We start from the raw sequence: 7,715 nt of genomic DNA, 5'->3' as shown, positions 1-7,715 counted from the left end.
GTTCAACCCATGATGCCATCGAAGCAATATTTAACAGCATCAAACAAAAACCAAAATGGGTTTTGGATGCCGACATTTCAAAATGTTTCGATGAAATCAACCATCAGGCACTACTCAAGAAAATCAATACGTTTCCAACCCTAAACCGTTTAATAAAGAAATGGTTAAAAGCAGGCGTATTTGATAATCATGAATGGTTGCCAACAAAACAAGGTACTCCGCAAGGAGGGGTAATTTCCCCTTTATTAGCCAACATCGCATTACATGGAATGGAAGAGTAAATCAACAAAATTGCTGATTCTTTACCAGGAAATAAGAAAAAGAATCGTTACGCATTATCCTTTATAAGATATGCCGATGATTTTATAATTATTCACCCAAGTTTCGATGTAGTTAACAAATGCAAAGACCGGATAAGTGAATGGTTGTCAGAAATGGGACTAGAATTAAAACCTAGTAAAACAAAGATTGTCCACACATTGAAGCTTGAATCCAACATAGTTACACAAAGTTCTATCAATACAGGAGGTTTTGATTTTTTAGGATTCAATGTTAGGGAATACCAGGTAGGAAAAAACCATTCTGGCAAAAACTCGAATGGAAATTTACTAGGCTTTAAAACACTCATTAAGCCAAGTAAAAAAGCAATAAGGAAACATTACGATGAAATCTGCAAGATTATTGATACTTACAAATCAGCCCCTCAAGAGGCACTAATAAAACGACTAAATCCTATTATTAGGGGATGGACGAATTATTATTCATCAGTTGTGAGTAAAGCAATATTTTCCTTGTTAGACCATCTCATATTCCAAAAGCTTCAAACTTGGGCAAAACGTCGCCACCCTGATAAGTCAAAAAGCTGGATTTCTAGCAAATACTGGGGAACAGTTGGCAATAATAACTGAGTATTTTCAACAAAGTATGACGGGAAAATAACTTTGACACTACTTAAGTATGCCAAAACCGAAATTGTTAGACATATTAAGGTAGAAGGTAAAAATTCTCCTTTTGATGGAAACTTAGTTTATTGGAGCGAAAGAAGAGGTAAAAGTACCCTATTACCATTAAGAGTGACAACACTTCTTAAGTCGCAAAAAGGGAAATGTAACCACTGCGGATTACAATTTAGAGAAGATGATGTGATGGAAGTTGACCACATTATTCCTAAATCGAAAGGTGGAAGGAATGATTACAAAAACCTACAACTACTTCACAGACATTGCCATGATGTGAAAACTACCATCTCCGGTAGTAGGTATGCACGACAAGCATCAAATTATTGAGGAGCCGTGTGATGTAAAAATATCAAGCACGGTTTTGAAGACCAGTAGGGCTGGTGACAGCCTTGCTGAGTTTAATGGGTAATCGCTAATTTTATTTCTCAGTACAGAAATATGTTTAGTTACCCGCTATGCAGTATTAATACTGTAATAATTGAATATCGATGAAGAGTATCCGGGAAAAACGGAAAGAGTGTTTTCTATAGTTTTGGTAAAATCGGCATTAACCTACGTCAATCTAAAATATTGAATCGGGAATTAGGAAATTTACCCAATGGTAATGTCCTGAAAGGACAAAGAGTTGTAATTGCTGTAGATGGTGGGAGGACTAAAATCAGAATTAATAAAAAAGGAAGGAAAAATTCCCAGACAAACCGTCACGGCTTTATAGGTAAATGGATTGAGCAAAAGTTAGTAACAATTTATGTCGTGGATGAACAAGGTAAAAAAATCAAGAATTCTGATATTCCTATTACTAATGATGGAACTTATGGTGGCTATAAAGTATTTTTGCAGATTTTAGAAGCACACTTAGTTAGTTTAGGAATTAATCAAGCAAAGCAAGTCTTATTAACCCTCTTCCATGACTCTAGGCAGAAGAAAAAGATAAATCCTCAACTTGTGCATCATAAAAAACAAAACCAAGGAACTCATTCATAATCTGAATTAGCCATTGAAATCCTAGTTGTAAATAACGATTGTTAAACAGGAGAATCCAAGGTTTAATTAAACAGTAATAAATGTAGGGTTGGAGTAATAAGCGTAAATTATTTAGTCGATGATTCCAGCCAGACATACGATTCCACCAAGGATGTTGATGCAATTTTAATAATAGGTCTTTATCTGGAGAATTATTACCAACATTTTCTGGTTGATTTATTCCCTCAAATTGTAAACTTACCATCAAAAAGACACTCTCAACAATTTCCCACCAGCGTTCAATTTGATGGTAATTAGTACAACGAAAATCTGCCCATCCTAGCTGATTTTTACATTGTTTAAACCCATATTCTATCCAAGTTCTCAAGCCATAATTATTGCCAATTACAGAGGGAGGTGCATCTGATAAGTTGGTCATTACATACCACGTTGAATTTTCCGGCAAAGTTTTTTTATCTGTAGTAATTTGCCAATACCTTAAAGTTCTTCGCTTGCCAAAAATTATTTCTCTCATGTAACGGTTTTCAGTTTTACCGCTAGTAAAAATCCGCTCAAATTGTTTCCAACTATTGACTCTAACCTTCTGTTCATTGGGCATCCAGACTGCATGATTACTTCTAATCGCCACGATAAATGGCAGTTTATATTGATTCAATACACTGATGAATGTTTCACTCTCTCCGTAAAGACTATCTGCTAACACTAACTCAAATTTAAAACCTATTTCTTGCAGTTCTGTAATTATTTCTGCTGCTAATTGGGTTTTTGTTTTATAGACATCATCCCCTTTAAGTCTCTTTTTCGGTTTGTAAATCTTGAATAGTAATGGAAATGTCATCCCTTGCCAAATTCCATAGGCATTTACCGATACTATTCCGGCTTCTATTTTTCCTAAATTCCCTATATACTGTCTGTCTACATAATCTGTTTTTTTTCCTTTCTTCTTATCTCCAGTTTCATCAATAATTAAGATAATTTCTTCCCCTCCTAACTTTTTCAGAATTATCTCTAATCTTTGTTTTCTTACTTCCTGTACTGACCAAGCTGATTCTGTTAAGAAATATAGCAGTGATTGTTCATTTTTTAATCCTACTGCTTTGGCAATTGCTGGTAATGTCTTCCTCTTAATTTCTGCTGTCATTCCCAGGTGTAATCGCTTGAATGCTTCGTAACTTCTCACCTCTGGGAATAATTTTTGGTAGACACTACAATAATTATCTATAAAGGTGACTGTCTTGTTAGGAATTCTGGGCTGTGTCATAGCAACAGCACTCCTTTGGGCGTTCTACTTTTATTTTACTCTCTCCGGGAGTCATGGAAGAGGGTTAATTGCAGATGGGGCTGAATGGATCTGGATACATATTCCTCCCCTTCTAGAACGTTTAGAATGCCCAACTGAAACTTATCAATTATTTGATTTTTATCACGTTACCGAGCATTTACAGGCTTTTGCAGATGTGGCTTTTAATGATGAAAAATAGCGTCAAGATTGGTTTAAAAAAGCCAGAAAAACCTTAAATAAAGGTAATGCTCTGACTTTAATAAAGCAGATGGATGAATTTATTATAAAAACTACTGGAGAACGTTGTAAAACAATGGTTTTACAGCGAGATTATCTTTTACGTGCATACCGTGAAGGGCGGTTGAATTACGCTAAACTTTTATTACGAAACCTACCTATTGGTAGTGGTGCAATTGAAAGTTTAATCAGACAAGTTGTCAATTTAAGAATGAAGGGTAACAGTAAATTTTGGTTAAAAGATAATGCAGAAATTATGTTACATCTCCGCTGTCAATGGATGGCTGGTAGTTGGAACAATTTCTGCGATTCAATTTTAATTTCCTTCATTAAACCAAAACCTGTTGGATAAATTTTATACTTAAGGTCGCTTATTAACAGACTTTTGTAATAAAAAATATGTCAATTTCTTTTTGTTCAATTAAATAGTTTATTTAGATAAGACTCAAAATATTGCCTATCCTATCTTTTGGGAATATATCCAAAGGATAATTTATAGTGAAAATACTCCTTAATTTAGTTATTTAAACTACTACTATCTTCAGTGTATAAAATAGCCATTGCACCCAACTCACAAAATCGCGTTGCTCCCCAAAGATAGTGAATTCAACGCTAACCTAACACCATCAACTAATTTGAGATTTGCTGCTGCGATCGCCACTTTTGGCATGATCCTCCGTAATTCTGAGTACAAAGGGAATGCTAATTATGATTTGGTAATGAAATTAGCAACTCAAGGTCAGGGGGAAGATATGGAAGGTTATCGGGGTGAGTTTATTCGCTTAGTGGAGCAATCTAGGGAGTTAATGACCAGAAAGTGATTGAGATGATTTCGCTTAATGATAAGGCAGAAGGGAAGAGCTTTTTGGGCAACTTTAGTTCTGATTTTAAATTCCCAACTCCTCGAAAATTTAACCATCGCCAAATTCTTGTTGAAAAATAACCTCAATTTCTTCTTGCAGAAGTGGAACTTTATTTTGCACAATATCCCAAATCGTTTCATTTTCGAGACTAAAATAAGCATGAGCTAAAATATCTCTTAAACCTGCTATTTTCCGCCACTCTACCGTAGGATAACGATTTCTAATTTCTGTCGGCACTTGCTTGATGGCCTCGCCAATAATTTGAAGATTTCGCAGCACAGCATCAAACCTTAATTAACATCTTCTTGCTAACTACATCTACGGGACATCCCAAACTATCCTCCAGAAAAAACTTTAAGTCCATGTAACAGTCAAACGTCACCTTTCCGTCAAACTCCACTAATAAATCAATATCACTTTTAGCCGTGGCTTCATCCCTTGCTACCGAACCAAATAAAGCCAGAGATTTTACACCATAACCTCGAATCTCTGCCCCATGAGCTTTTAAAAAAGCAATTAAATTTTCTCGTTTCATTCTTTTTAATCCTCAAATATTTTTCAGGGAATAAACCGGAAATAATCTTGATAAGTAGTCGGACAAAATTAAATTCACTCGTTGAAAGAGGGAACAGAAAAATTACTTGTTGTAATAAATTCTGTCGCATTACTTATTGCATCAAGTGATTCATAGCAATTCACCAGCATATTTTCCTAACCAAAACTGCAAAGCATTTTCGTCAATTTCCCCAGATGCTAAACTCTCCATCACTAATACTATCTCTGGCTCTGGTGCATTGAAACCATAAGCATTCACCCCCAAAAAAACATACATCGCCATAAAAGCTGTACGCTTATTGCCATCCGCAAACGGATGATTTTTACACAAAGCAAAACCATAAGCCGCTGCTAATTCCAGGAGCGAAACTTCCGGCTGATAGGAAAACCGATGTCGGGGACGGGCTAAACTTGCTGCTAATAACGGGCTATCTCTCACCCCAGATAACCCACCATATTGAGAAATCAAATCCTTATGGATAGCAAGCACCATCTGTTCAGTTAGCCAGGTCGGTTCATTCACTTAGCGAGTTCCTTCAACGCCTGACGAAACTTCTGGCTACCTTGCCGATAAATATCCATTGCTTTCTCAAACTCAGGATCATAAGGACTAAGCTGGAGTCCATGTTCAGTTTCCGTCACAAATACGGTATCTCCTTCGGAAAGATTGAGTTTTTCTAACAACTCCTTAGAAAAAGTCACCCCTACTGAATTACCAATTTTGCGTAACTTTAAGGTTTGGATCATTTAACTTTCGCCAATGTAGTTACGAGTGTAACTACTATCTTAGCCTTAAATTCCCAACTCTGCAACTCCCTATGGCTTACCCCATGCTCCAGTATCGGTAGCTACGGTGTACACACAAGCCTGGCGAGGAAAGCAACTCAAAAATGTGACCCATGGATCACATTTCTTCTCAAAACCTCGGCAACACAGTCCCCGTTCCCGCATCCTTTTTAGAACGAACATAGGTCTTAGTAGCCCACATTCCGCACTTCAAAAAGTAGCATGAGTAAACTACATTAGCAGTTAGTTAAAAACGATTGTTTTTCAAAATCAAGCAAGAATCAAAAATAAATTATTCACGCACAAAAATCAGCTTTTTATTGTGTAGAAAAAGCTATATAGACAACAATATTGAATTTGAAGTTTTGAATCAGTGAGGAAAAAACAAGCCTATATAATAAGAATTATAAGCTTGAAGATTAAGATAATAAATAATATTTTTGACAAGCAGTAGGTAGGAATGGCAAGATATGACAATGCGAATCCGTTAAATTAAGAATTCGTTGAACTCCTTGTATTATTAGAAGATGAATACCTTGAAAGCATTGAAATATCCATCTTAATGTAGGAGATTCTGTGAGTTTATTCAGTTGATTTTTAACTGTCGCTTTTTGTGCTTTCAAGGACATTCTTAATTGTCTTTGTCCTAAATTATAAACTAAAAGACATAATGCCATTAACATCATCATTGTTTCGACTCTTTCGGGATTTTTCACAAACAGACTATCCGCGAAAAATAACGGATCTTTGATAAATCTAAATCCTCTTTACGTAGATTGTTGTTCTTTATATATTTTGAGGATTTCTCCTGTTTCTAACTCAGTCGTATCTAAAATATTGGTGGCTAGAATAAATCTGCCACAGGAGTTTTGTTGTTGCGTGATTAACTCCTGGTTTTCTCTTAATTGACATCTCACTCGATAAACTGCGATTTTCCCTTTATTTAATGCTTCGGTAATTTCTAAGTCGGATATTTGATGATATTTTAATTTGGCTGTTAGCTCTTTGATTCTTCGTTCAGCTAAAGATTTATCTGCCAATTCCTCCTGTTCTAATTTAGCTACTTGTTTGTTAGTTTTTAAGAACTCTTCTTGGATTTTTTTGTTTAGTTTATGTAAGTCTGATTTTTTTCTCTCTGCACTTTCTACTAATAACCATCTTTGCTCTATTCCTGCATAAGATACTTGTTCTTCGAGATAGCTGTATCCTTTAATTACACTAGCTTTTAGGTCTTTACTTATGAAGGCTTTCACTAAGTTTTTGGCTTTCTTAATGGATAACGGTACTCGACTTATCCATTTCATGTTCGACATGAATTTTAAATTACTTTCGCTATATAATGCACTGTCAGCTACCATGACACTTTCAAAATCTATTTGTTTGGAATATTCCACTAATATATGAGCGAATACTGCTTTATCTGATTCATTTCCTGATCCTCCTCTGAAAAATAACGGTATATCTCCATCACTACTTACTATTAAATCTAATATACATTGTTTTAAGTCTGGACGGTGGTCACGAGAATATCCTTGTGTGATTATAATCGGATTTTCTCGGCTTATTCCTGGTTCTTTGTCTGGATTATTGAGGCTGTTATATTCTCCATGTAAATGTAGTGAGGTGGAATCTAAATGAGAATATTTTGTTTCTATTTCATATTTATTTACTACTGACAAGGCAATTATTAGAAACAATTTTGTTAATCCATATTTATAGAGTTTATCCATAACTCTGCCTATTTTGTCATCATTTAAATCTGATGCTTTTATTCCATCTCCTATTAAATGTTCTATGGCTTTATCTTTAAAGAATTCTGGAAATAAATATAATGGTCTTGACACAAAACCTAGTCCGTTGAGAATGATGGCTTTGACTACTTCTCCTGTGTTTACTTTCTCTCGGCAATAAGATTGAGAATACCTCATTGATTTTTTCTACTATTCCTATCTCATCTATTATTCCTAAGTGATCTATGTTTTTACTCTCAAACTCTTCTTTTTGGTGATTCATATCCCTCTTCTGTCACTTTCCGGAATAAGCAAGTAG

General features: G+C 35.2%; 8 protein-coding genes and 4 pseudogenes. 6 read left to right on the top strand and 6 right to left on the bottom strand.

Annotated features, from left to right (window positions below):
- Positions 1-62: 62 nt before the first annotated feature.
- The 4 genes and pseudogenes from ACSQ6I_RS07460 to ACSQ6I_RS07445 form a co-directional block, all read left to right on the top strand.
- A pseudogene (locus ACSQ6I_RS07460) lies at positions 63-494 on the top strand (reverse transcriptase/maturase family protein); the annotation flags it as partial.
- A complete protein-coding gene (locus ACSQ6I_RS07455) occupies positions 480-908 on the top strand; it encodes a group II intron maturase-specific domain-containing protein (RefSeq protein ID WP_438889724.1) in 429 nt (142 codons plus the stop codon). The pseudogene ACSQ6I_RS07460 and the gene ACSQ6I_RS07455, both read left to right, overlap by 15 nt.
- A gap of 33 nt (positions 909-941) precedes the next feature.
- A complete protein-coding gene (locus ACSQ6I_RS07450) occupies positions 942-1,286 on the top strand; it encodes an HNH endonuclease (protein ID WP_438889723.1) in 345 nt (114 codons plus the stop codon).
- 198 nt (positions 1,287-1,484) lie between these two features.
- A pseudogene (locus tag ACSQ6I_RS07445) lies at positions 1,485-1,856 on the top strand (ISLre2-like element ISCst1 family transposase); the annotation flags it as partial.
- A gap of 16 nt (positions 1,857-1,872) precedes the next feature.
- Here ACSQ6I_RS07445 and ACSQ6I_RS07440 read toward each other — a convergent pair.
- Positions 1,873-3,204, bottom strand: a complete 1,332-nt coding sequence (locus tag ACSQ6I_RS07440) for an IS701 family transposase (RefSeq protein ID WP_438889716.1) — start codon at positions 3,202-3,204, stop codon at positions 1,873-1,875.
- 64 nt (positions 3,205-3,268) lie between these two features.
- Between ACSQ6I_RS07440 and ACSQ6I_RS07435 the strand changes: the two are divergent.
- Positions 3,269-3,814: pseudogene (locus ACSQ6I_RS07435) on the top strand (ISLre2-like element ISCst1 family transposase); the annotation flags it as partial.
- A gap of 208 nt (positions 3,815-4,022) precedes the next feature.
- A complete protein-coding gene (locus ACSQ6I_RS07430) occupies positions 4,023-4,283 on the top strand; it encodes a YfbK domain-containing protein (protein WP_438889722.1) in 261 nt (86 codons plus the stop codon).
- Between the two features lie 90 nt (positions 4,284-4,373).
- Here ACSQ6I_RS07430 and ACSQ6I_RS07425 read toward each other — a convergent pair whose 3' ends face one another.
- The 5 genes and pseudogenes from ACSQ6I_RS07425 to ACSQ6I_RS07405 form a co-directional block, all read right to left on the bottom strand.
- A complete protein-coding gene (locus ACSQ6I_RS07425) occupies positions 4,374-4,604 on the bottom strand; it encodes a HepT-like ribonuclease domain-containing protein (RefSeq protein ID WP_438889720.1) in 231 nt (76 codons plus the stop codon).
- Between the two features lie 4 nt (positions 4,605-4,608).
- Positions 4,609-4,860, bottom strand: coding sequence for a nucleotidyltransferase family protein (locus ACSQ6I_RS07420; protein ID WP_438889718.1), 252 nt, complete (start codon positions 4,858-4,860; stop codon positions 4,609-4,611).
- A 150-nt stretch (positions 4,861-5,010) separates the two neighbouring features.
- On the bottom strand, positions 5,011-5,403 hold the full coding sequence (locus tag ACSQ6I_RS07415; RefSeq protein ID WP_438889717.1) for a type II toxin-antitoxin system death-on-curing family toxin: 393 nt from the start codon (positions 5,401-5,403) through the stop codon (positions 5,011-5,013).
- Positions 5,400-5,627: an AbrB/MazE/SpoVT family DNA-binding domain-containing protein gene (locus ACSQ6I_RS07410; RefSeq protein WP_190909269.1), complete on the bottom strand. Its 228-nt coding sequence runs from the start codon at positions 5,625-5,627 to the stop codon at positions 5,400-5,402. The genes ACSQ6I_RS07415 and ACSQ6I_RS07410 overlap by 4 nt, the downstream gene beginning before the upstream one ends.
- Positions 5,628-6,085: 458 nt before the next feature.
- Positions 6,086-7,679, bottom strand: a pseudogene (locus tag ACSQ6I_RS07405) (IS1634 family transposase).
- Positions 7,680-7,715: the final 36 nt, after the last annotated feature.

The organism is Anabaena sp. WFMT (assembly GCF_051781005.1).
Taxonomy (GTDB): domain Bacteria; phylum Cyanobacteriota; class Cyanobacteriia; order Cyanobacteriales; family Nostocaceae; genus Anabaena.
This window is presented reverse-complemented; position numbering and strand designations above follow the sequence as displayed.

Excerpts from the sequence above, each read along its gene's own strand:
- ACSQ6I_RS07440 (WP_438889716.1), bottom strand. The coding sequence starts at position 3,204 with ATGACACAGCCCAGAATTCCTAACAAGACAGTCACCTTTATAGATAAT.
- ACSQ6I_RS07420 (WP_438889718.1), bottom strand. The coding sequence starts at position 4,860 with ATGAAACGAGAAAATTTAATTGCTTTTTTAAAAGCTCATGGGGCAGAG.
- ACSQ6I_RS07410 (WP_190909269.1), bottom strand. The coding sequence starts at position 5,627 with ATGATCCAAACCTTAAAGTTACGCAAAATTGGTAATTCAGTAGGGGTG.